Source organism: Amycolatopsis sp. TRM77291 (assembly GCF_054166285.1).
Genome location: NZ_JBSZHF010000001.1, coordinates 2,408,751 through 2,429,614, shown reverse-complemented (window position 1 = coordinate 2,429,614; position 20,864 = coordinate 2,408,751). Strand labels below are relative to the sequence as shown.

20 protein-coding genes are annotated in these 20,864 nt (G+C 69.3%); 12 read left to right on the top strand and 8 right to left on the bottom strand.

What is annotated here, in order from left to right:
- The first annotated feature begins 58 nt into the window (after positions 1 to 58).
- The 3 genes from ACXIZN_RS11440 (at position 59) to ACXIZN_RS11430 (ending at position 2,369) form a co-directional block, all read left to right on the top strand.
- Positions 59 to 1,024, top strand: a complete 966-nt coding sequence (locus ACXIZN_RS11440) for an aldo/keto reductase (protein ID WP_185927109.1) — start codon at positions 59 to 61, stop codon at positions 1,022 to 1,024.
- 113 nt (positions 1,025 to 1,137) lie between these two features.
- A complete protein-coding gene (locus ACXIZN_RS11435; protein ID WP_457954203.1) occupies positions 1,138 to 2,151 on the top strand; it encodes a YncE family protein in 1,014 nt (337 codons plus the stop codon).
- On the top strand, positions 2,148 to 2,369 hold the full coding sequence (locus ACXIZN_RS11430; RefSeq protein ID WP_016334446.1) for a DUF5703 family protein: 222 nt from the start codon (positions 2,148 to 2,150) through the stop codon (positions 2,367 to 2,369). Before ACXIZN_RS11435 ends, ACXIZN_RS11430 begins: the two co-directional genes overlap by 4 nt.
- Here the strand turns inward: ACXIZN_RS11430 and ACXIZN_RS11425 are convergent.
- The 5 genes from ACXIZN_RS11425 to ACXIZN_RS11405 all read right to left on the bottom strand — a co-directional run bounded on the left by ACXIZN_RS11425 (position 2,362) and on the right by ACXIZN_RS11405 (position 7,275).
- Entirely contained in the window at positions 2,362 to 3,105 is a 744-nt protein-coding gene (locus ACXIZN_RS11425) for an SRPBCC family protein (protein ID WP_457954200.1), read from the bottom strand. The two genes, ACXIZN_RS11430 and ACXIZN_RS11425, sit on opposite strands and share 8 nt — an antisense overlap.
- Positions 3,106 to 3,702, bottom strand: a complete 597-nt coding sequence (locus tag ACXIZN_RS11420) for a winged helix-turn-helix domain-containing protein (protein WP_457954199.1) — start codon at positions 3,700 to 3,702, stop codon at positions 3,106 to 3,108. It lies immediately after the preceding gene.
- Between the two features lie 31 nt (positions 3,703 to 3,733).
- Positions 3,734 to 4,615 (bottom strand): alpha/beta fold hydrolase, encoded by an 882-nt coding sequence (locus ACXIZN_RS11415; RefSeq protein WP_457954197.1) that lies wholly within the window; start codon positions 4,613 to 4,615, stop codon positions 3,734 to 3,736.
- Positions 4,615 to 5,937: a M20/M25/M40 family metallo-hydrolase gene (locus ACXIZN_RS11410; protein WP_257486462.1), complete on the bottom strand. Its 1,323-nt coding sequence runs from the start codon at positions 5,935 to 5,937 to the stop codon at positions 4,615 to 4,617. Before ACXIZN_RS11410 ends, ACXIZN_RS11415 begins: the two co-directional genes overlap by 1 nt.
- A 93-nt stretch (positions 5,938 to 6,030) precedes the next feature.
- On the bottom strand, positions 6,031 to 7,275 hold the full coding sequence (locus ACXIZN_RS11405) for an MFS transporter (RefSeq protein ID WP_457954196.1): 1,245 nt from the start codon (positions 7,273 to 7,275) through the stop codon (positions 6,031 to 6,033).
- Between the two features lie 112 nt (positions 7,276 to 7,387).
- Between ACXIZN_RS11405 and ACXIZN_RS11400 the strand changes: the two genes are divergently transcribed.
- The 8 genes from ACXIZN_RS11400 (at position 7,388) to ACXIZN_RS11365 (ending at position 17,091) form a co-directional block, all read left to right on the top strand.
- On the top strand, positions 7,388 to 8,224 hold the full coding sequence (locus tag ACXIZN_RS11400) for a helix-turn-helix domain-containing protein (protein WP_457954195.1): 837 nt from the start codon (positions 7,388 to 7,390) through the stop codon (positions 8,222 to 8,224).
- A gap of 105 nt (positions 8,225 to 8,329) precedes the next feature.
- Positions 8,330 to 8,560: a hypothetical protein gene (locus tag ACXIZN_RS11395; protein ID WP_457954194.1), complete on the top strand. Its 231-nt coding sequence runs from the start codon at positions 8,330 to 8,332 to the stop codon at positions 8,558 to 8,560.
- Between the two features lie 970 nt (positions 8,561 to 9,530).
- A complete protein-coding gene (locus tag ACXIZN_RS11390) occupies positions 9,531 to 12,407 on the top strand; it encodes a type 2 lanthipeptide synthetase LanM family protein (protein ID WP_457954192.1) in 2,877 nt (958 codons plus the stop codon).
- A 12-nt stretch (positions 12,408 to 12,419) separates the two neighbouring features.
- Positions 12,420 to 12,614 carry a hypothetical protein gene (locus tag ACXIZN_RS11385; protein WP_192742314.1) on the top strand — a complete coding sequence of 65 codons (195 nt, stop codon included), beginning with the start codon at positions 12,420 to 12,422 and terminating at the stop codon, positions 12,612 to 12,614.
- Positions 12,615 to 12,703: 89 nt separating this feature from the next.
- Entirely contained in the window at positions 12,704 to 15,592 is a 2,889-nt protein-coding gene (locus tag ACXIZN_RS11380) for a helix-turn-helix transcriptional regulator (RefSeq protein ID WP_457954190.1), read from the top strand.
- A gap of 3 nt (positions 15,593 to 15,595) precedes the next feature.
- Entirely contained in the window at positions 15,596 to 15,835 is a 240-nt protein-coding gene (locus ACXIZN_RS11375; RefSeq protein ID WP_126733136.1) for a glutaredoxin family protein, read from the top strand.
- Positions 15,832 to 16,044, top strand: coding sequence for a putative acetyltransferase (locus ACXIZN_RS11370; protein ID WP_457954189.1), 213 nt, complete (start codon positions 15,832 to 15,834; stop codon positions 16,042 to 16,044). Before ACXIZN_RS11375 ends, ACXIZN_RS11370 begins: the two co-directional genes overlap by 4 nt.
- 60 nt (positions 16,045 to 16,104) lie before the next feature.
- On the top strand, positions 16,105 to 17,091 hold the full coding sequence (locus ACXIZN_RS11365) for a YihY/virulence factor BrkB family protein (RefSeq protein WP_457954188.1): 987 nt from the start codon (positions 16,105 to 16,107) through the stop codon (positions 17,089 to 17,091).
- 217 nt (positions 17,092 to 17,308) lie between these two features.
- On the opposite strand, the gene ACXIZN_RS11360 is transcribed toward ACXIZN_RS11365, so the two are convergent.
- Together ACXIZN_RS11360 and ACXIZN_RS11355 are read right to left on the bottom strand one after the other, a co-directional pair.
- Positions 17,309 to 18,190 carry a manganese catalase gene (locus tag ACXIZN_RS11360; RefSeq protein ID WP_034318613.1) on the bottom strand — a complete coding sequence of 294 codons (882 nt, stop codon included), beginning with the start codon at positions 18,188 to 18,190 and terminating at the stop codon, positions 17,309 to 17,311.
- A gap of 33 nt (positions 18,191 to 18,223) precedes the next feature.
- Positions 18,224 to 18,679: a DUF4383 domain-containing protein gene (locus ACXIZN_RS11355; protein ID WP_457954186.1), complete on the bottom strand. Its 456-nt coding sequence runs from the start codon at positions 18,677 to 18,679 to the stop codon at positions 18,224 to 18,226.
- A gap of 186 nt (positions 18,680 to 18,865) precedes the next feature.
- On the opposite strand from ACXIZN_RS11355, the gene ACXIZN_RS11350 reads away from it, so the two are divergent.
- Positions 18,866 to 19,546 carry a hypothetical protein gene (locus tag ACXIZN_RS11350; protein WP_457954185.1) on the top strand — a complete coding sequence of 227 codons (681 nt, stop codon included), beginning with the start codon at positions 18,866 to 18,868 and terminating at the stop codon, positions 19,544 to 19,546.
- A 1-nt stretch (position 19,547) separates the two neighbouring features.
- Here the strand turns inward: ACXIZN_RS11350 and ACXIZN_RS11345 are convergent, their stop codons facing one another.
- Complete coding sequence (locus tag ACXIZN_RS11345; protein WP_457954183.1) at positions 19,548 to 20,855, bottom strand: aldehyde dehydrogenase family protein; 1,308 nt, start codon at positions 20,853 to 20,855, stop codon at positions 19,548 to 19,550.
- Positions 20,856 to 20,864 lie beyond the last annotated feature (9 nt).

The following is a 20,864-nucleotide window of genomic DNA, read 5'->3' as shown; positions in this document are numbered from 1 at the left end:
CACGACACGCTCACCTGCTCCGCGTCCCGCACTTGCCTTCCGGCTAGGCTCGCCCGTCGTGGAAAAGCGACAGCTCGGCCGGTCGGGACTTCGGGTCTCGCGGATGGCCCTCGGGACCATGACGTGGGGTGGCGACACCGACTCGGAGGAGGCGGCCAGCCAGCTGGTCGCGTTCGTCGACGCCGGGGGCACCCTGGTCGACACCGCCGACATCTACGGCGAGGGCGAGAGCGAACGCGTCCTCGGTGCGCTGCTCGGCGACCTCGTCCCCCGGGACGACATCGTGCTCGCGACCAAGGCCGTCGCCCGCCGCACCGACGGCCCGTTCGGTGGCGGCGCCTCGCGCGGTGCCCTCTTGAGCGCGCTCGACGGCTCGCTCCGGCGGCTCGGCACCGACCACATCGATCTCTGGCAGCTGCACGCGTGGGACACCACCGTGCCGGTCGACGAGACGCTCGCCGCCCTCGAGTACGCCGTGACCTGCGGAAAGGTCCGCTACGTCGGCGTCTCCAACTACTCGGGCTGGCAGCTCGCGACCGCCGCGGCCCGCAGCTCCGCCGTCGCCCCGCTGGTCTCGACGCAGGTCGAGTACTCGCTGCTGGAACGCGGAGTCGATCGCGAGGTCGTCCCAGCCGCGGAGCACCACGGGATCGGGCTCCTGCCGTGGGCACCGCTCGGCCGGGGTGTGCTCACCGGTAAGTACCGCACCGGGACTCCCGCCGATTCGCGTGGTGCTTCGAGTGTTTTCGCCGGCTATGTCGAACATCACCGGACCGATCGTGCCGCCCGGATCGTGCAGGCGGTCGCGACGGCCGCGGACGGCCTCGGGACGTCGCCGCTGGCCGTCGCGCTGGCGTGGGTCCGCGACCGGCCCGGAGTGGTCGCGCCCGTGGTCGGAGCCCGTGACACCGGTCAACTGACCGGTTCGCTCACGGCCGAGGAGATCACCCTCCCGCCCGCCATCCGTTCGGCGCTCGACGACGTCAGCGCGATCGAGGTCGGGTACCCGGAACGCGGCCTGTGAGCCGTCTCGAATACTGGATCAGGTGACTGTTGGGTGACGCGGACGTGACGTGGTGGAGTTCGTGGAGGATGCTGGACAGGTCCGTACGACGAGTAGCAGGTGGAGGCACCAAGGTGGGTCGGCTGTCCGCCGTTTCCCGGATCGCGATCCCGCTCGCCGGTATCCTGGTGCTCTCGTCCTGTAGTACGGACGACACACCGAACGACACCTTGCAGATCGTGCAGAACCCCGTCGCGGCGACCGCGGCGGTCTCCCCCGCGGTGACGGTCAAGCCCGCGGGGTCGGTGTTCGCGACGCCTGGCGTGAAGGCGCTGGTGACCGACGAGGCGAGCAAGACGCTGGTCGTCGCCGTTTCGGAGCCACCTTCGCTGCGTATCTACGATCTCGCCGCCCTGGACGCCCCGAAGGCGACCGTGGCGTTGCCCGGCCCGGCCGAGCGGCTCACCGTCTCGGGATCCCAGGTGCTCGCCAGTGTCCCTGGCAAGAGCCTGCTGGCGAAGGTCTCGCTGCCCGGTGGCGCGCTGGAGACGGTCCCGGTCGCGGGGCAGCCGTCGGCCGGTCTCGCCGACGGTGACGCGACGCTGGTCTCGGTGCGGGACCGCAAGGCCGTCGAGGTGCTGTCGAAGAACGCGGGACCGAAGACCATCACCGGCCAGATCTACAGCGCCGACGACGTGCTGAACACCGGCGACGGCGTGGTCGTCCTCGACAAGCTCCGCACCGCTCTGTTCGCCGTCGACCTCGACGAGGGCACGATCGGCGAGGGCCTCCGGGCGGGCGACGGCGCGGCCAACGCCGTCACCGACGATCTCGGACGTGTCTTCGTCACCGACGCGCGGGCGGGAGCGCTGCTGGCGTTCTCCACGACGCCGTTGCTGCTGCGCCAGCGTTATCCCGTTCCCGGCGGCGCGTACGGCATCGCCTACGACCGCCCCCGTGGCCTCGTCTGGGTCACGCTCACCGGACGCAACGAGGTCGTCGGTTTCGACGTCCGCGGCGGGGAACCGATCGAGAAGCACCGGTTCCCCACCGTGCGGCAGCCAGATTCGGTCACCGTCGACGAGCAGGGCGGCCGTGTGGTCGTCGGCTCGGCCATCGGAGAAGGGATCCAGGTGATCACGCCATGACAGTCGTGGACGAGGCGGTGGTCGAAGGGGATTGGGAATACCGGCGGTTGCAGCTTCCGCCCGGTGTTTCCCGGCGGGCGGCGGCGACGCAGCTGTCGATCCACGCCGAGTTCGCCGGCTGGGAGCTGTCGACCGTCCGGCTCTACTCCGATGGGACGCGGAGGGTGTGGTTGCGCCGGAAGCGCACCGCCACACCCCTGCCCGGCCTCATCACTTGAACACCCGGCCGAGCCACTCGGCCCAGAGCTTGTCCTGTTCCGCGGAGTCGACGTCGCCGAACAGGTGATGCATCGCGCATATCGGCCCGGCGAAACCGCGGACGAACCTCAGTAGCGCGTCCTCGGTCCGGATCCCGACCGTCTGCTCGTTCGTGAAGTAGACCTGGCCGTCCACAGTGGACATTGGTCCGGTGGACAGCCGGACCCGGTCCCCCTTCTCCGGCCGCCCGGCCAGGCCCAGCTCCCGGCCCAGCGTCAGCCACGCGCTGTCCCACTCCGAGATCATCGGCCCGAACACCGTCACCGGAAGGGCCTTCCGGCCGGCGAAGCGGTTGAGGTACTCGACGAGGGTGCGAAGGAACAGCTGACCGCCGGCGGTCATCGCCTCGAACTCGTCTTCCCAGTCGTCGCCGGGCAGGAAGCCGCTCGTCACGGTCCGCAGCACGGTGCTGCCGCCGGAGCGGCCCTCGATGAGGAACTCGTAGGCGACGAAGCGGCCGTCCGGCGCGGGTTCCGTGCCGTAGACGAGCCGTTCCAGCGGGTCCCACGACGTGATCGCCGAGGTGGGTTCGAAACCGCCGAAAGCGGTCTTCACCGTTCCTCCGACGCCTCCGTCGACCTCGTTGCGCCCCATGAACCACGACGTGATCCCCGGCCCGGTCGCGATGGCGTCCCAGACCTGTTCCGGTGTCGCGTCGACCTCGACGCGGTCGGTGATCTCGAATTCGTGGCCCATTCAGCGCTCCTCGGGCTCGGTGCGGACGCTCGGGTGGACGGCGACGACGATCCGGTGGTCCCGGCCGTGTTCGGCGTCTTCGTCGTGGTACTTGCTCACCAGGTTCGTGATCGCGGCGGTCAGCTCTTCGGCGAACGCGGCCCGGTCCGCGGCGGAGGAGAACCGCACCTCGCCGTCGATCGCGAAGGTCGCGACCCGTTTGCGCGCCTTGGTCGCGCCGGTGATCAGGAGGCCGACATCGCGCACCAGCCTGCCCGCCACGGCGAGCAGCCAGCGCGCGGACAGCCGGTCTGGTGACTGGGCCGGATCGGGTTGCACGGCCGAGAGCGCCGTCGGCGAGATGACGTACGAAGACGCGGTCGCGCGCATCATGCGCTCGGTGACGTTGCCCTTCCGCCTCTCCTCGACGAGCTCGACCAGTCCGTGCTTCTCAAGCGCGCGAAGGTGGTAGTTCACCTTCTGTCTCGGCAGGTCCACCCGCGCGGCCAGCATCGTGGCCGACGCCGGTTCGGCGAGTTCGGCGAGCAGCCTGGCCCGGACCGGATCCAGCGACACTTCGGCCGCTTCCGCGTCCTCGATCACCGCGACGGAAAACATGCCAAGACGGTTTCACCGAAAACAGAACTTGTCAAGACAGGCCGTGTTGTCGGCGAGTCAGCGCCAGAAGGCGGGGAATCACCTGGGGGGCCGCCTCGAGGGGCACGACATGCCCGACGCCGGGCAGCACCACGGCCGTCCCGTTCTCCACCGCGCCCGCCAGCTCCTCGACGTCCGCCGTCGGCACGAGCTTGTCGCGCTCCCCCACGATCGCCGTCACCGGTACCGCACCGACCTGCGACAACGCCGATTCCCGCGTGTAGGCGTCCAGCGCGGGGCGGAACGCGGAGACCGTCTGTGGCCAGTTGCCGCGGATCATCCGCACGGTCAGTTCGACGTCGGCGGGTACCGGGTCGTCGCCGAAGAGCCACCACCGCAGCCCCGCGGTCACCGCTTTGCTCGTGTGCTCCCGCACCAGGCCGATCAGCTTCGTCCCGAAGACGATCTCCAGGTCGCGGCCGAGTTTCCCGAGCGCGTTCGGCCAGATCGCGTCCGGAGTGACGCCGCCCGCCGACATGGCGAGCAACCCGATTCCCGCCACCCGCGCCGCGAAGACGTCCGGGTGGCGCTGGGCGAGCGACAGGATCGCGAGGCCGCCCATGTCATGACCGACCAGGACGACCTTGCCGGCGGGGACCACCTTCTCCAGGACCTCGGCCAGATCGTCGGCGAGGTGCCCCATGGTCGCCGACGAGGCCCGGACCTCACCGGATTCGCCGTGGCCGCGCTGGTCGTAGGCCACCACGGCCAGCGGTTCCTCCGAGGACGCCTCGGCCAGCACGGGCGCGATGGCGCGCCAGCTTCGTCTGTCGAGGGCGTACCCGTGGAGGAGCACCACGGTCACCGGCGCCGACGGATCACCCCAGCGCTCGAAGTGCAGGGGTGTCCCGTCGGCGGCCAGCAGACCGGGCATCAGGCAGAGCGGAGGAAGCGGTCGAGTACCCGCACGCCGAACTTCAACGCGTCGACCGGGACGCGCTCGTCGACCCCGTGGAACAGCGCCGAGAAGTCGAGGTCCGCGGGCAGCTGCAGCGGGGCGAACCCGAAGTTGCGGATCCCGAGCGACTGGAACGACTTCGCGTCGGTGCCGCCGGAAAGCATGTACGGGAGCGTGCGGGCGCCCGGGTCCTCGGCGAGCACCGCGTTGGTCATCGCGTCGACCAGGGCGCCGTCGAAGGTCGTCTCGACCGGCGGCAGCTCCATCCATTCCTTCTCGATGTCCGGGCCGAGGATCTCGTCCAGTTCGGCGTTGAACGCCTCCAGCCTGCCGGGAAGGATCCGGCAGTCGACCGAAGCCTCCGCGACGGACGGGATGACGTTCGACTTGTAGCCCGCGGTGAGCATCGTCGGGTTCGCCGTGTCGCGCAGGGTCGCGCCGATCATCCGGGAGATGTTGCCGAGTTTGGCGACGGAACCCTCGATGTCGTCCTCGGGGAAGTCCCAGCCGGTGATCTCGGTGACGCCGTCCAGGAACTCGCGGACGGAATCGGTCATGACCAGCGGGAAGCGGTGGTTGCCCAGCCTCGCGACGGCCTCGGACAGCTTGGTGACGGCGTTGTCGCGGTGGATCATCGAGCCGTGACCGGCGGTGCCGCGCACCCGCAGCTTCATCCAGCGGATGCCCTTTTCGGCCGTCTCGATGAGGTACGCGCGGACGTTGTCCTTCAGCGTGATCGAGAAGCCGCCGACCTCGCTGATCGCCTCGGTGACACCTTCGAACAGCTCGGGCCGGTTCTCGACCAGCCACTGCGCCCCGTACTTTCCTCCCGCCTCTTCGTCGGCCAGGAACGCGAAAACCAGGTCACGCGGCGGGACGATGCCGTTGATCTTGTAGTGGCGGGCCAGCGCGAGCGCCATGCCGCACATGTCCTTCATGTCCACCGCGCCGCGGCCCCAGACGTAGTCGTCCTGGATCGCGCCGGAGAACGGGTGCACCGACCACTCGGAGGCGTCGGCGGGAACGGCGTCGAGGTGACCGTGGATCAGGAGCGCGCCGCGCGACGGGTCGGCGCCCGGCAGCCGGACGATCACGTTGTGGCGGTTCTTGCCGCCGGACTCGACGTAGGTGATCTCGTAGCCCGCGTCGGTGAGCTTCTCGGCGACGTACTCCGCCGCGGCGCGTTCACCGACCAGCGTGTCCGGGTCACCCGTGTTGGTGGTGTCGATGCGGATCAGTTCACTGGTGAGGGTGACTGCCTCTTCGGCGGCTGCTTCGATCAAATTCGGTTCGGTCACCAGGCATTCCTACCATTGGTGGAGCCCGCCGACCCGCTGCCACCGTCTGGTGGACGGCTTGTGACCGCCCACCAGACGGTGGCACGCGCCTGATCAACGAGCAGGCGCTCGAGTTCGATCGGGTGACCGGTGATCACCGGAGGGACGCACGGTCCCCTTGCCTGCCACCATCGCGATGACAGCCTGCCCGAACGCGGCGACGCACATCAGGACGAGCGGTGCGCGCCAGCCCGAACTGACGGAGTGCAGCAACCCGAACAGCACCGGTCCGACCGCCGCCAGCAGGTATCCGACCGACTGTGCCATCGCCGACAGCGCTCCCGCCCCGGCCGCGTCCTGGGCACGCAGACCGAGGAAGGCCAGAGCGAGCACCAGGCAGGCGCCGCCACCGAAGCCGAGGACGATGGTCCACACCACGGCCCATTCCGGCGCCAAGAGCAGTCCGACGTAGCCGGCGAGCATGATCAGCGAGTTCACCGTCGCCAACCCCCGCTGGTCACGCGCCCGGCGCAGCAACGCGGGTGCGGCCAGACTCGTCAGCACCGCGACGATCTGGAAGAGGAACAGCAGCCATCCCGCCGAGGCAGGGCTGATCCCGGTGTCCTGGACCACCCCGGGAAGCCACGTCACGACGACGTAGAAGCCCAGTGACTGCAGTCCCATGAACGTCGTGACCGCCCATGCCAAGCCCGATTTCCACGGCAGCCGATGTCCACCGCGCACCGCCGCCGCGACCGGCGGCGGGGTCCGCAGTTGCGGCGACCACAGCGTGAACGCCAGCAGCGCGAGCACGATCCAGCAGCCCAGAGCGGTGGACCAACCACCGGGCGCGACCTCGCTGATCGGCACGGCCACCCCGGAGGCCACGGCCGCGACACCACCCATGACGGTGGCGTACGCGCTCGTCAGCAAACCCACTTTCGTGGGGAAGTCGCGTTTGATGAGGCTCGGCAGGAGCACGTTGCCCACCGCGATACCGGCCCCGATCAGCACGGTCCCGCCGAACAGGCCGGCCACGGTGGGGATCCACCGGATCGCGATCCCCACCGTCAGCACCACGAGCGCGCCCGCGAGGACTCGCTCGGGCCCGCGGCGAGCGGCCAGCCCCGGCACCAGCGGGGAGATCACCGCGAAAGCGAGGAGGGGCAACGTGTTCAGCAGACCGGCCACGGCAGCCGACAACCCCAGGTCACCCTGCACTCGATCCAGCAGCGGACCGACACCGGTCAGGCTCGGCCGCAGGTTCGCCGCGATCACCAGCAAACCGCAGAGCAGCAACGCCTGGCCGGAACGACGTGCCGGCTGTCGTGCGTCCAATGCGGAACCCATGTCAGCCATGCGCCCATGTTCGGGCCCTCTCGCGTCGGCGACCAGACCATGCTCAGGCTGGTCCCCACAGGGCTACCCTGAGTCGTGCGCTCAGGGAAAATCGCACCGTAAGTTGATGGCCATGGGTACGCCGTTGGGTGACTTCATCCGGGCCAGACGAGACGCCGTCCAGCCGGGATCCCTGGGGCTGCCGGACCGAGGCCGCCGCCGGTCGCCAGGACTACGCCGTCTGGACCTCGCCGTTCGAGCGGGCATCAGCGTGGAATACCTGGCCCGCATCGAGCAGGGGCGTGACCGCAACCCGTCCACCGCGGTCGTGAACGCGATCGCCGACGCGCTCAGCCTCGCCACCTCGGAGCGCAACCACCTTCGCTACCTTGCGAAGATCACCGGGGACCGATGCTCCGCCGACTTCATGCCCGCCCCGCCGCGCCGTCAGGTGCGCCGGTCCGTCATGGACACGTTGCGCATGCTCGAACCGGGAATCGCCATCGTGACGAACAGGCTCGGCGACGTCCTCGCCTGCACCGGCACGTACGCGACGGTCACCAGCGGCACCGGTCTGCTCGACGCCGAAACCCCGAATATCACGCGCTACGTCTTCACCGATCCACGCGCGCGCACCTTCTTCACCGATTGGGATTCCGTCGCCGACGAGCAGGCGTTCGACCTGTGGCTCGCGCCCTCCGTCGAGAATCTCGAATGGCTCGCCGCCGAGCTGATCCCGCTCGCGGGCACCGACTTCACCCGCAGGCTGAACCGCCATGACGTACCACGACGAGGCGTTCTGCGGCTCAAACATCCGTCCGGCGCCGAACTTCGGTTGACGCGCGAAACGCTGGAACTGCCAGCCGACGATCAGCAGATCGTCGTGTTCCTGCCCGCGGACGACCAGACGGCGCAGGCCGTCGACCACTTGCACAGCCAGTCCCGAGGGCGACTGCGCTCCATCTCATGAGACTTGCCGGGACGGCTCGAATTCGGCCGTTCGGCGGACAAGCGGGCCCGGTTCGTGATTGTTTGTGCACGCACGTGTTCGAAGAAGAGAACTGGGGCTACACAAGTGAAGAAGAAGATCGCGGCGACCGCCGCCGTCCTGGGCGCGCTGGCGTCGACGATCGCGTTCGCGCAGCCTGCCGGCGCGGGTGTCGATCCGAGGTACTACTACGAATCCAGCTGGTCCACAGAGGGTGACTGCCGGATCAACGGCCACTCCGGCCAGCAGAGTGGCCGGTGGTCGGCCTACTTCTGCTCCGCGTCGACCTGGACGTGGGATCTCTACATCAAGCGGTAACCCGTGTGTCTGGCTCCGGTGGGGCGAAATCGCCCCACCGGAGCCTGCCGGGCGCCCTCGGCGCTGAAGTGGCCACCGGTCCGGACCTCGCCGGTGCCCGCGCCTCCCCGTTTCAGGAAGCCCCGGCGATCACCGTCCCGCGATCGGCCGGAGCGAAGCGGCTTCCTTCGAGCTATCGGCCGCGGAGTGCCGTCACCCGTATCGGTGATTCTCGCCGACTCACCATTCGTGGCGTGTGGATCACCAATTCGTGTCTCCCGCCCGCCCACTTGCCGTAGCGGAGGCTTAGCTTCCACATCAGCCGCCTCGCGCTCGCTACGCACAGTGTCATCGCCCGCGAAGCCCACCCCTGGCGCAAAACACGAAAGACTTACGTGTTTATCGTAGGAAGATTCACGACTCGCCGACGGCCCGGGAAATCGTTTTTTGACAGCGTGCCAACGTGGTGAAAATCTTCGATCGCTCCTCGCGAGAGCACAACCGAACACGAAATCCGATACAAGGAGCCCCTCAATGCAGATGTTCACCCAGCACGTGCACCACGGCCACGACCTGATCTCGGGTCTGCTCGCGCACCTGGCCCACGTGCTCGGATGGCTGGTCTGACGCTCTAAGCACAGGGTTTGACGGGGGCCAATCTGTTGGCGCGGGTCGGCCCCTCGTGTTTGCGACCCGGTAAAGGGACACGGTCGTGTCCCTTTACCGGGTTCCGGTTTTTCATCGCCGAAAAAGGAAAGAGCGTCAATTCTCAAGGGTTCCGGGCGGACGCGGGCCGGACCCCCAGTAACCGGCCCGCGCCCGAGTTCCGCGCCACCCGACCATGGTGCGGCCGGGACCGGTCCCCGCGCATGGGTGCCGGGACCCCATATTCCGCTGAAGACTCTCTCGTCCGTCACTCTCCGGACATCTTCGTGCGTGCGCTGAATGTGGGGGTGTGGCCCCCATGTGCGTGTGACCGCGGGCTGAAACCATGGCTTCCGTGACGCCCCGACCATCTGCGACGTCCCTGCCGCCGAGGTGGTGGGTACCCGGCCAGACCCCGCGCGAACGGACAGCGGACAAGCCCACCTGGGCGGTCTTCGCCGAACACGCGATCACCGCGCCTCTGCCGGAGCGTCCCCCAGCCGGTGACTGGCGTGTCGACTTCGCCGGGGTCTTCAGGCCGTTCGTCCACGCCGCTTCCCGTGACGCGGTCCCGGACGATCTCCCGGGCGCCGATGTCGAAGCCCTCCGCCGGGGTTTCGCGGCTCAGCTCGACCAGCATCTGCTGAAGCTCGCGGTCCGGACACTGGTCCTCGAACTCCACCGCGACCGCAAGGCCGGAAACCTCCGGGGTGAGACGCCCGAAGAGCGCTTCTCGGATTTCGCGCGCCGGCAAGCCACTCCGGCCGGGCTCGTCCGGTTGTTCGGGGAGTACCCGGTGCTGGCCCGGCTCGTCGCCCAGGCGTGCCTCCACGCCGTCGAAACCCACGCCGAAACGCTGGCCCGGTTCTCGGCCGACGCCGCCTTGCTGCCCTGCTCGGTCGTCGACGGCGAACTCGGCACGCTCGTCGAGGTCGCGGGTGGGTTCGGTGATTCGCACGCCCGCGGCCGTTCGGTCAAACTGCTCCGGTTCTCCAGCGGCGCCAAGGTGATCTACAAACCCCGGCCGCTGATCCTGCACGAGCGGTTCACCGACGTCGTCACGCTGCTGAACAAACGGCTGCCCGGACTCGAACTGCGGACCGCGGACGCGCTACCGCGTGCGGGCTACGGCTGGCTCCGGTTCGTCGAGCACCGGCCGTGCGCCGATATCGGTGACGTCGACCGTTTCTACCGGCGGCAAGGCATCCTCCTGGCGCTCCTGTACGCGCTCGACGCCACCGACGTCCACTACGAGAACATCATCGCCTGCGGCGACCAGCCGGTGCTGATCGACATCGAGACGCTCTTCCAGCCATCGCCGCCCGATCCGCCGGAGGGCGACCCCGCGGCGGCGATGCTGGCGCGCTCGGTCCAGCGCACGCTGCTGCTCCCACAGCTCTTCGCGGGCGAGCACGGTGCCGTCGACATCTCCGGCCTCGCCGGCCGCGGTGGCAAGCTGCCCACCGACCGCGTCGATTGGGCCGATCCGGGCACCGACCGCATGCGGCTGGTCCGGGTGCCCGGCGAACTCGCGGGCGGGAACAACCTGCCGCGTCTCGACGGCCGCGACATCACGCCCGCCGAGCACAGCGCCGCGCTGCTAGCCGGATTCCGGCTCGGCTACGACGCGATCTCCAGTGCGCGGGACGAACTCGCCGAGCATCTCCGGCGCTGCGCCGAGGATCCCATCCGGGTGCTCATCCGGCCGACGAACTTCTACTTCCGGTTGCTGGACGAGACCACCCATCCCGACCTGCTTCGCGACGCCGCCGACCGCGACCGCGCGTTCGACCTGCTCGAAGAGGATTCCGCCGAGGAGGAGAAGCTGCTCCGCCTGGCGCCACACGAGCGGGACGACCTTTGGGCGGGCGACGTGCCGATGTTCACCTCGAACCCCGGTTCGACGTCGCTGGTGGATTCACGCGGCGAGAACGTCGAAGGCGTGGTCGAACGGCCGTCGCTGGACACCGTGCTGGCGAAACTCGCCGACATGGATCCCCTCGACCAGCGCGACCAGGAATGGCTGATCTCGGCCACCCTCGCCATCAGCACGGCTACCGTGGGCCATCTCGGCGGCGAGACCGCGGAAACGGCGGCGCCGAACCAGGCGCCCGACGCGGAACGATTGCTGGTCACCGCGTGCGGCATCGCCGACCAGATCGTCGCCAACGCCTTCTCCGACGAACACCGCTCCAACTGGCTCGGGATCGAGCTCGTCGACGACCGGTACTGGACCGTGCTGCCGATGGGCGCCGGGCTCGGCGAGGGCTACTGCGGTGTCGCGTTGTTCCTCGCCCAGCTCGCCGAACTGACCGGGATCGCGCGATACCGCGATCTGGCCGCGTACGCGATCAGCCCGCTGCCCGGCCTTTTCGCCACGCTCCGCGCCGACCGGGAGCTGGCCGCCACAGCCGGATGTGGTGGCCTTCTCGGCCTGGGCGGCGTCGCGTACACGATCGCCCGGCTCAGCACCCTGGTCGGCCTTCCCGCGGGCGATCTCATGGAGCAGGCGGTCGACCTGATGCCCGACGCCACCCCGGAAACACCGTCCGGGTTCACGACGGGGCTGGCGGGCGGTCTCGCGTCGATGCGGTCGGTGTATGTCCAAACAGGACTGGACACGGCGCTGGCGCGGGCCGACCGCTACGCCGGAGAGCTGCTCGGCCGTGAACGTCCGCGAGAGAAGTCGTTCGCCCGCGGTGGTGCCGGGATCGACTGGGTGTTGCGGGCGCACGACCGTTCCGGCGAAGAACTTCCCGGAAGGGCGGACGATCGGGTGGAAAGCACCGGCGGCTGGTGCGGAGGTCTCGCGGGTGACGCGCTCGGCCTCGCCGCCCGCCTGCCCGATCCCGGGCACGCCAGGGATCTCGACCGGACGATCAAACGGCTGGCCGACGGGGCGCCGCTGAAGGATCTCAGCCTCTGCCACGGCGAGTCCGGAGTGCTGGACGTGTTGTGCGTGCTGGCGGAGAACGGGCACACTGGCGCCGCCGCCGCGGTGCGCCGCCGGACCGGTCATCTGCTCGCCGCCATCGACCAGCGCGGTGCCCGCTGCGGGACGCCCGGCGCGGTGCCCTCGCCAGGGCTGCTGAGCGGTCTGGCGGGAATCGGTTACGGCCTGCTGCGGCTGGGATTCGGTGACCGGGTCCCCTCCGCGCTCCTGCTCCGCCCAGACCGGCCGCATCCCGCGGCCAGCGTAGTTCCGCCGGTAAATCGAGTATGAGGAGAAAACCGCATGTACGACAGAGAACTGCCCGCCACCGAAGACGTCCTCGGCGCCGTGAACCTGCCGCGCGCCCTCGAGGTCGGCTCGCGCAACCACGCGCTGGCGGGCGGCAAGCCGCGGCTGAGCGCCAACCCGCTCGCCACCCTGTCCACGGACCCCGGCTCGCCGTCCGTCGTCAGCGTCTTCACCGGCGGCTGGATCTGAGACAGGCTCACGGAGGCGGGTTCGCGCCACCCGCCTCCGTGATCATTTCGCGCCGGTGACGCGGGAATCCGCTCGCTATAGTCACGGCGGTGGGTATCCGTTCGTCGCGGGTGATCGGCCGCGACGCCGAACTGGCCGAGCTCTCCGGAGCTCTCGATCGCGCAATCGCGGGTCGCGGCGGCGCGATCTTCCTCGTGGGTGAAGGCGGGATCGGCAAGTCCCGGCTCGCGATCGAAGCCGCCGCACGAGCGGTCTCCGCCGAAATCCCGGTGCTGCAAGGACGGGCCGGTTCGATCGGCCCGCTCGTCCCGTTCCGTCCGCTGGCCCAGGCGCTGTGGTCGCATTTCCGCGGCGGAGGCCCGCCGTCGGCGGCCGAACTCGACCCGTTCATCCCCGTGCTCGCCCAGCTCATCCCCGACTGGGGCCGGGGCGACCGGCCGCGGGAGTCGGGCTCCCTGCTGGTGCTCGCCGAAGCGGTGTTCCGGCTGCTGGCCGTCACCAGCCGCGACCGCGGCGCCCTCCTGGTCCTGGACGATCTCCAGGACGCCGACGCGGAGACGCTGTTCATTCTCGAATACCTCGTCGACAACCTGTCCGCGGCGCAGGTCCTCTTCGTGGGAACGCTCCGCAACGAACCCTCCGACGCCCTCCGCCTGGCGACCACCGGCGCGCAACGGATGAGCTGCGTCGTCGTCGAACTGGGCAGGCTCGGCCTCGCCGACACCCGCGCCCTCGCCGCCGCCTGCCTCGAGACCGAGCCGGAGCGGCTTCCGTCGGCCGCGGCGGACCTGTTGTGGCGCAACAGCGCCGGCCTTCCGTTCATCGTCGAGGAACTACTCCACGGCATGGTGAACGACGGACTGCTGGTCGAGGGCCCCGACGGCTGGCGAGTCATCGGCGAACTCCGCGCCCGCGTTCCCGCCGCGCTGGTCACCAGCATCGGAGCCCGGATGGAGCAACTCGGCGAGCAGGCGGGCGAACTGCTGTCGGTCGCGGCGATCATCGGCCGCCGCTTCCCGCTGACGGTGGTCCAGACGGTCACCGGCACCAACGACCGGACCCTCCACAACCACCTGAGCGCCGCGGTCTCGGCGAACCTGGTGACCACCGACGAGACGACGCCCGGCTGGTACGCCTTTCGTCATCCGCTCACCGCCGAAGCGTTGCTGGCACGCCAGTCACCGGCACGGAAGGCCGCACTCGCCCGTCAGGCCGCCGACGCCGTCGAAAAGCTCTACCCTGGGCTGCCGGGCGACCTGTGCGCCCTCGTCGCGTCGCTCCGGCTGACCGCGCTGGACGAACAGGCGGCCGGTCGCCTGTTCGCCGAAACCGGCCGCCGCGCCCTCGACGCGGGCGCCGCCGACTCCGCGGTCACGATGCTCACCAAAGCCGTCGACCTGCTCGCCGGGGCCGACGCGGGTGATCGGGCCGAAGTGCTGGAGACGCTGGTGCACGCGCTCGGGCAGACCGGTCAGTTCGACCGCGCCGTCGAGCTTTCCGCCGGATTCGGCGAGATCGGCACCCTCGAACGGGCCGCGAAACTGCATACCCAGCTCGCCTGGGCCGCCTACATCGCCGGGCGGCACGACGAATGCCTCGCCCAGATCGAACGCGCCCGCGCTCCCCTCGGTTCGGCGATCTCCCCTGCCCAGCGAGCCGCGCTCGACGCCGTCGAAGCGAACCTCTGGCTGGACGTTCCCGGCCGGGCGGACACGGCGGAACGGCTCGCGCGCCAGGCCTGGAAGGTGGCCGAGGCGACCGAGCAGCCGTTCGTCGTCTGCCAGGCCCTGCAGGTGCTCGGCATGCTCGCGCTGTCGCGGGATCTCACCGAATCCGAGCACTACATGCAGCTCGCGCGGCGGACCGCCGAGGACAACCATCTCCACCATCTGCGCACCCAGGCGCTGGTCCGCCTGGGCGGGCATCGCGTGCTGATGAACGGCGACGAGCAGACCCTCCTGCTCGCCCGCGCGGACGCCCAGCGCACCGGGTCGATCACACTGCACTGCGCGGTCGATTCCGTGCGCACCATGCACGCGATCCTGCGCTGCGAATTCGGCACCGCGCACGCGCTGCTGGCGGAGAATCTCGCCGTGCTCGGCAGGCTCCGGTTGACCGCGCTGCTGCAGTACGCCCATATGACGAGAGCGATGTCCGCCGGGCACCGGGCGGACCGCCCGGCGATGGAGCAGGCGCTCGACGACTTCCGGGAGAGCGGCGGAGAGAACGCGCAGGAGATGGTGCTCAGCATCGGGCTCGCGCGGGTCTTCTGTTCACTGCTCGAAGAGGACTTCGACCGGGCTCGCCGCGAACTCGGCCAGGTCGTCGAGCTGGAGGAACGGCGGCCGAGCCGGTTCCACCTCGCCGGCAGGCACGGGCTCCGGACGCTGGTCGAGACCCTCCACGGCGCCGCCTGCCCCGAGGACGGCTCCGCCGTAAGCGGGATGCGGTGGAACCGGCAGTTCGTCGAATTCGCGCACGCGGTCGAGCACGGCAGACGAGGCGACACGGCGGCGGCCGGACAGGCTGTGGCCTCCGCGCTGGAGACGTCGGCGCCCTATCCCCTCGCCCGGCATCTCGGGCTCCGGCTGATCGCCGAACCGGCCGCCGCCGACGGCTGGGGTGATCCGGCCGGCTGGCTCAAAGAGGCCGAAGAGTACTTCCACCGCAGGGAGATCCCGGCGGTCGCGGCCGCCTGCCGGACCCTCCTGCGCAAAATCGGCGCACCCGTCCGGCAGCGCCGCTCCGGGGTCGACCGCGTCCCGGGGGACCTGCGAGCGTCCGGCGTCACCGTGCGCGAGTACGAGGTCCTGGTGCTGCTCGCCGAGCGGATGGGCAACAAGGACATCGGCGCCCGCCTGCACATCTCGCCGCGGACGGTCGAGAAGCACGTCGCGAGCCTGCTCGCCAAGACCGGGCTCGCCGACCGTGCGGCACTCGCCGCACGCGCCGCCGGACCGCGACCTGGCATGCTGTGATCCATGAGCGACCTCATCGTGTACGGCGCCGGCTGGTGCCCCGACGTCAAACGCAGCCGTGCCCTCCTGGACTCGAAGGGCATCGAGTACGACTACGTCGACGTCGAAGCGGATTCCGGCGCGGAGGAGACCGTGCGGGCACTGCAGAACGGTGAGCGGCGGATCCCGACGATCGTCTGGCCGGACGGCACCCATCTGGTCGAGCCGAGCGACGACGAGCTCACCGCCCACCTGAACCGGTGACCCTGCCGGACGTCCCGCTCGGCACGAGGGTCGTCGTGCGGTACCGGATCGAGGGCGGGTTCACCGACGCGCTCGGCTACCTCCGCTCCCGTGACGGCACGGAATGCACGGTGGAGACCAAACGCGGGCTCGCCACGATCCGGCTGGCCGACATCGTGCTCGCGAAGGCGGTCCCGCCCCCGCCACCGCCGCGGACTCGCCCGGCCTGATCACCCGTTTTCGCCCCGGCGCCACCGGGTAAGCCAAGGAATCCCCAGCAGGAGGTTCCCTTGGCTACCACAGCGAAAGACCCTGACGGTCCCACCGAGTTGTCCCGACGATCGTGGTGGGCGGTGCTCAAGCGGACATTCGTCCAGTTCAACCGCGACAACATGCTGGACTGGGCGGCGGCGCTCACTTACTACGGCGTGCTCTCGCTCTTTCCCGGTCTGCTCGTGCTGACCGCGATCCTCGGTCTGATGGGTCCGTCGACCACCCAGGCACTGGTCGAGAACGTCGGCCGGATCGCGCCCGGTCAGGGCCGGGACATCCTGATCGGCGCGATCGAAGAGCTGTCCAAGACCGGCGGGCTGGCCGGAACCGCGGCGATCATCGGCACCGCGGGCGCGTTGTGGTCCGCGTCCGGCTACATCGGCGCGTTCATGCGGGCGTCCAACGTCATCTACTCGATGCCCGAAGGCCGCCCGATCTGGAAGACCGTGCCGTTGCGGATCGGGCTCACCATCGCCGTGCTGATCGTGCTCGCCCTGTGTGCCGCCGGGGTGGTGGCGACCGGCGGGATCGCCCGCTACCTCGGCGACCTGATCGGTCTCGGGTCGACCGGTGTCCTCGTCTGGGACATCGTGAAATGGCCGGTGATCGCGCTGCTGGCGGGACTCGCGTTCGCGATGCTCTACTGGGTGAGCCCCAACGTGCGGCAGCCGAAATTCCGGTGGCTGACGCCGGGCGGCATCGTGGCCGTGCTGCTCTGGGCCGCGGCCACCGCCGGGTTCGCCTTCTACGTCAGCAACTTCGGCTCGTACAACAAGGTCTACGGCTCGCTCGCCGGTGTCATCGTGTTCCTGATCTGGCTGTGGATCTCGAACATCGCGGTCCTCCTCGGCGCCGAACTGGACGCCGAACTCGCGCGCGGCAAGGAGCAGGCCTCCGGATCCCCCGCCGACGACGAGCCCTTCCTCCCACCGCGTGACACCGCGGCGATGGACGACGACGAAGCGGCCGCGGTCGCCGAAGCCGAAACGAAGAACGCCGACTGACACACGAACTGGACATCGTCGACTGCCTTCTCCGGCTTCTCCGGGCTGTCCACAAGGGACACTTTCCGGGGTATGCCGAAGGGGTCGTGAGTGGCAAAGGGGGTTTAGAACGATCATTGCCACTCACGACCCCCTCACCCCTGTGGCAAGACCGTCTCCCACACATGTGAAGGGCTCCTCCCCTCGGCCGCGGGGAGGAGCCCTTCACATCGGGGTGCTAGCTCTTGCTCGACTTGGTGGCCTTCTTCTTGGCGTCCTTGACCTTGCCCTTGACCGTCCCGACCGCGTCCTGCAGCGGCGCGTAGGTGCCGTAAAGCGCAGGATCGGGCTTCGGAGCGGTGCCCGGTCCGCCGAGCGGCTCGGGCTCCATCAGGTACTCGATGCCGTCTTCGCCGAAGCTCCAGCCGCCCTTCGAACCGTCCGGGCCGTCGGACAGATGCCAGATGGTGTTGTTGTGCTCCTGGTTCTCCTCGTCGAACAACGCCGTCGGCGCGATGTCGCTCTCCAGGCCGTCGGCCTTGAGTTCCTCGATCGCGGCGAGCCACTGCTTCTGGTGCACCGTGTCCCGCGCGAGGTTGAACTGCAGCATCGCCTTCACACCGGGGTCGTCGGTCATGTTGTACAACCGGGCCGTCTGCAAGCGGCCCTGCGCCTCGGCCGCGGCGTTCGCCCGGAAATCGGCCAGGAGATTGCCCGAGGCCACGACGTAGCGGCCGTTCCAGGGATAGCCCTGGCTGTCGCTCGGCGTGGCGCCGCCACCGGAGATGATCGCCTGCTGCGGGTCCATCCCGCCGAGGATCGCCGCGGTGGCCGGATCCTTCGCGGCTTCGGCCACCATGGTGGCGGGCGCGCCTTCGAGCAGTCTGGCGACCATCGTCGCGAGCATTTCGACGTGCCCGATCTCCTCGGTCGCCGTATCCATGATCAGATCCTTGTACTTGCCCTCGATCCGGCAATTCCAGCCCTGGAACAGGTACTGCATGGTGACGGTCATTTCACCGTAGGCGCCGCCGATGAGCTCCTGCAGCTTACGGGCGTACAAAGCGTCCGGTTTTTCGGGTTTAGCCTCGAATTGGAGCGATTTGGTATGACGGAACACAGAAAACCTCCAGAGAATTGAGAAGAGAACGGGTCAGCGCGAGTCGGCGATCGGCGCCTTGGAACCGGAGAGCGGAATGAGCCCGAGTGCGATCATCCCGATGGCGAGCCCGAGGTGCAGCCAGTTGTCGGCGGTGTTGACCGGCACGAAATTCGCCGCCGACCCGTGGTCGATCAGCAGCCCGTACAGCCAGAGCACGAGGTAGATCACCCCGCCTCCGACGAGGAAGGCCTTCGCGCCGCTCACCGTCCGGGCCAGCAGAATGCCCGCGACGCCGAACGCCAGGTGGACGATGTTGTGCAGGATCGACACCTGGAACACGCCGAGCAGCAACGCGCCGGACTCGTGCCCGGCACCGCTCAGCTGGTCGTAGTTCGTGGTGATACCGGGGATGAAGCCGAGAAGGCCGACGAGCAGGAAGACCGCGCCCACGCCGAGGGCGATGAGCTGGCGCGGAGCCCGCCGAACCGCGGCCGGCGATGCAGTCATGATTTCCTCCGATCCAGGTGGAACAGGACTGTCGGACGCCCGATGGGCGAACAGCACGCGAGTACCCGGGGGAAAGCCCGTCACACCGGGAAACGGGGGTTTTCGATTCCGTGCGAATTCGCGTGTAACCCGGCCTGTCCGGGGTAGCCCCTGCGGAGCACACACGTCATCAGGAGGGTGGAGATCGTGGCCGAGGACGACACACCGCAGGCCGGGCCCGCCGGCAGGCTTTTCCGCGCCGGATTTCACGCCCTGGCGGCACTTCGCGGCGCCAGGGCCTTCCACCCGAACGGTCTACTGCTCAACGGTGAACTTCAGGCTTTACGGCGTGATGAGCTCGCCCTGCCGGAGGAACCGGTCGCCGTCACCGTGCGGATGTCCAAGGGCGCCGGTCTCCCGGGACGCGCGCCTGACGCGCTGGGGCTGGCGGTGCGGATCCCCGCCGTCGGAGGTCATCCATGGGATCTCACGTTGACCACTTCGGGTACCGGCCTCATCGGCCGCGTGCTGCCGCGGCCGGCTCGCGCCTGGACCGCCGGCCGCTACAGCACGTTGTTGCCGTACCGCACGAAGGGCGAACTGGTCTGGCTGTCGGCCCGCGCGGAGACGCCACGGCACGCCGAAGCGTCGCTGGACGGATTGAGGCGGCTGGTGGCTGAAGGGCCGGTGGCCTTCCTCTTCGAGACCGTCCGCGCGAACGGACATCGGAACCCCTGCGCGAGGCTGACCCTCGACGAGGTCGACGACGACTCCCCTCGTCCCGCCATCGATCCGATGCTCAACCCACCGCCCGGCTGGGAGCTGCGGCCCGGCTGGATCAGCGGGCTCCGTGAGCGCGCCTACGAGGGCAGCCGGGCAGGCCGCTGACTCACCCCGCGAGCGGTTTGTCCAGCACGGCCTTCACATGGCTGAAGTTGTCGATCGAGTAGCGCCCGTGGTAGCGGCCCATCCCGCTCTCCCCCACCCCGCCGAACGGCAGTTCCGGCGCCGCGAGGTGGATGATCGCGGCACCGAACACCAGCCCGCCCGACGACGTCTCCGTCTCGATCCGGCGCTTCGTCTCCTCCGATTCGGTGAAGGCGTACAACGCCAGCGGCTTGTCGCGCTCGTTGACGAACGCCAGCGCCGCGTCGACGTCGGGGACGTCGATGATCGGCAGGATCGGGCCGAAGATCTCGTCCCGCATCACCGGGTCGTCCGGGGAGACGCCGGTGAGCACGGTGGGCGCGATGTACTTCTCGTCCCGGTCGGCCTGACCACCGACGACGACCGTTCCGTCGCCCAGCAGGGCGGCGAGCCGGTCGTGATGGCGGGTCGAGATGATCCGGCCGTAGGAGTCGCTGGTGGCCGGGTCCTCGCCGAACATCGCGCGGATCGTTTCGGCAAGGTGCTCAGCCAGTTTCGGGCCGGTGTCACCGATCGCGAGGACGTAGTCGGGCGCGACGCAGGTCTGGCCCGCGTTGGCGAACTTGCCGTACGCGAGCCGCTGCGCGGTCACCGCGAGATCCGCTCCCGGCTCGACGATCGCCGGGCTCTTCCCACCCAGTTCCAGCGTGACCGGCGTGAGATGCTTCGCCGCCGCGGCCATGACGATCCGGCCCACCGTGCCGTTCCCGGTGTAGAAGATGGTGTCGAACTTCTGCTCCAGCAGCGCCGTCGTCTCGGGGATCGCCCCCTCGATGACCCGGACGCCCTCGACGTAGTCCGGCAGATGCTCCGCGATCGCCGCCGAGGTGTTCGGGGACAGTTCGCTCGGCTTCACGACCGCGCAGTTCCCCGCCGCCAACGCCCCGACGAGCGGCGCGAGGACCAGCTGCAACGGGTAGTTCCACGGCCCGATGATCAGCGCGACCCCGAGCGGCTCGCGTACGACGCGGCCTTCGCCCGGCCGCAGCGGGTTCGGGAGACCGGCGGGCTCCGGGGTCAGCCAGGCGTCGAGGTTCTCCAGCGTGTGGTCGATCTCGTTGCGCACGAGCGCGATCTCCGCACGTTTGGCCTCGACGGCGTTCTTGCGCAGATCGGCGTAGAGCGCCTCGATGAAGACGTCGGCCTGCTCGGACAGTAGCCTCTTGAGACCCGCGAGCTGCGTCCGCCGCCACTCCACCGGCTTCGTGACGCCGGATCGAAAGAGGTCGCGCAGTTCTTCGACGACGGCTTGGGCATCCCTGCTGATCATGGTCCTGAG